Annotated in this window: 3 protein-coding genes; all 3 read left to right on the top strand. The window is 38.1% G+C overall.

Annotation, left to right across the window (positions count from 1 at the left end; genetic code table 11):
• On the top strand, positions 1-579 hold a 579-nt coding region (locus ACYC56_RS14715), incomplete at its 5' end, for a T9SS type A sorting domain-containing protein (protein WP_461374923.1).
• A complete protein-coding gene (locus ACYC56_RS14710) occupies positions 579-1,295 on the top strand; it encodes a methyltransferase domain-containing protein (protein WP_461374922.1) in 717 nt (238 codons plus the stop codon). The genes ACYC56_RS14715 and ACYC56_RS14710, both read left to right, overlap by 1 nt.
• Positions 1,292-2,700: 23S rRNA (uracil(1939)-C(5))-methyltransferase RlmD (gene rlmD / locus ACYC56_RS14705; RefSeq protein ID WP_461374921.1), on the top strand; the 1,409-nt coding region annotated here is incomplete at its 3' end. The genes ACYC56_RS14710 and rlmD, both read left to right, overlap by 4 nt.

The following is a 2,700-nucleotide window of genomic DNA, read 5'->3' as shown; positions in this document are numbered from 1 at the left end:
TTAGTTTATCAGGGCGATAGCATTCACTTTATTAGCAATATTTCCGATTTTGTATTTTCTACAATTTATTACAATTATCAATTTGTTGACTCGGTTATCAATGACGATAACCAAGCAAAATCCTACGCCGGAAGCAACAATAGCGATGTTTATTATAAGAAACTGTGGGAATTAAGCGGATCGTACACAGAAAGCTTGTTCAAAAATGCATCATACAAATTAGCATGTTTGATTTACACTGCTTGGCTTAATGCCGGAAGTCCTCCGTTCCCGGGAACATCAGGTGTGACTTCGATGGTAAACGATAGCCCTTCGTTTCGGCTTGAACAGAACTATCCAAATCCATTTAACCCGGAAACGGTTATTAGTTATCAATTGCCTGCCGCGGGAAATGTAAGTTTAAAAGTTTACGATATGCTTGGAAGAAAAGCCGCAACATTGATCAACGAATACCAAGGTGCAGGAGTACATCATTCTCAATTCTCAATTATTAATTCACAATTATCCAGCGGCGTTTACTTTTACAGATTAGCTGTCGGTGCTTATTCGTCAACCAAAAAGATGATTGTTCTAAAGTAATGTCTCCAGTATCAAAAATATTATTGCCGGGATTAGGCAAACAACTCGACTTTCTTCGGAAGAACTCATCCATACAAGTTAAACAGGCTTTAGTAATTGGGTCCAGCAGCGAGAAAATAGCAAAGGATTTGGCTAAACAATATTCATGCAATGTCTACTTGATCGTCGAAGACTATGAATCGCTTATGAGTTCGAATTTAATTCTAGGCGATGATTCGAAAGTGAAAGCAAGCTTAATGAATTTTGAAATCACCGATTTCGATGCCGGCTCTTTCGATCTGATCTACGCACAGGCGTCTGTTTCGTTAACCAACAGAAACAAAATCATCAAAGAGATAAAACGAATACTAATGCCTGGCGGATTTTTCTGCGTCGGAGAAATTGTTTCGCTAAAAAAGGAAGTCCCAAAATTCATAACTGATATTTTCGATTCTTCAAATTTGCTTCCTCTTTTCATTGATGATTTGCAGAAATATTATGAAGAGAGAAAATTCTTAATTGTTGAGAAACAGAATTTCTCAGACACGCTGGGGGATTATTATTCTCAGACCGTTTCGCTTCTAAAAGGAACGAAAGAAAATTTAAGCGACCGCGAAAAAAGTTATTATAAAAAACTTCTAAACAAAGTCAGCCACGAATCAAATGTCTTTCTAAAATTGGGCGGCGATAAATACATAGGGTTTGTTTCAATGCTTATGCAAAAGGGTGAATCTTGAAAAAAGGAGATTTGCTTGAACTGGACATTACCGGTTATGCTTTCGAAGGAAAAGGCGTTGCTAAGATTATTAAAGATGCACTGGAAACCGATACTACGGAACCAAAAAAATTTGTCGTTTTCGTAAATGGAACATACCCCGGCGATAAAGTCGCGGCACTCGTAACCAAAATCCGAAAATCTTATGCCGAGGCAAAAGTAAAAAACCTTTTAACGCTCTCTTCTCTAAGAATCAATCCGAAGTGTAAGTACTTTGGCGTCTGCGGCGGATGCAAAGCCCAAGACCTTAATTACGAAAGCCAGGTAAAATTTAAAGAAGAGCAGGTAAAAGATATCTTCGAGCGTATCGGCGGACTGGACAAGTTTGAAACCTTGCCCATTGAACCTTCAGAAAAAACATTTTTCTATCGTAACAAGATGGAGTTTTCCTTTGCTGAAAAAAGATGGCTGACCGAAAATGAGATTAATTCCATGCATGAGGTTGCTGATAAAGACTTTGCTCTAGGTTTTCATGTGCCGGGAGTTTTTGACAAAGTCTTAAATATAGACGAGTGCTGGCTGCAATCTGATCTGAGCAACCGTATCCTAAACTTCACACACGAGTTTTCAAAAAAACACCAGCTTTTGCCATATTCCAGCCAAAAACACACCGGTTTTTTACGAAATCTGGTCATAAAACAGTCGTTTTCAACAAACGATTTTATGGTAAATTTGGTTGTCTCCGAGGAGAATGAACGCTTGTTCATAGAATATAAAGCCGAGTTGTTGGAAACCTTTCCAGAGGTTACTACTCTTATTTTTAACGTGAATAAAAAGCTATCGCAAGTTGCTTACGGAGATTATGAAATTGTTACGCACGGACCAGGATTCATTTATGATTTGATTGGGGAGTGCAAATTCAGGATAAGCGCAAATTCGTTTTTCCAGACAAACTCTTCTCAAGCAGTAAAGCTTTATTCAATTGCAAAAGACTTTGCGGGATTTACCGGCAACGAAATTGTTTACGACCTTTATTCCGGCGCCGGAACAATCCCAATTTTTATTTCCAAGAATGTAAAACAAATCTACGGTTTCGAAAGTGTTGAGCCGGCAATCAATGATGCAATAGTAAATATTGAATTGAATAAAGTTAATAATTTCAAACCTATTCTTGCTGATCTCAACAAAACCTTTTTGCCGGTACTACAAGAAAAAAACATTCCGAAACCAGATATTATCATTACAGATCCGCCTCGAAGCGGAATGAATCCTAAAACTGTTAAAGATATTCTAGAGCTTGACCCGAAGAAAATTGTCTATATCAGTTGCAATCCCGCTACGCAAGCGCGCGACATCAAACTATTATGCGACGGCGGTTATAGGCTAATAAAAATAAAGCCGGTTGATATGTTTCCACACACATACCA

It is taken from the genome of Candidatus Aquicultor sp., assembly GCF_054640775.1.
The sequence above is the reverse complement of the archived record's forward strand: the minus strand, read 5'-3'. Positions and strand labels throughout refer to the sequence as shown.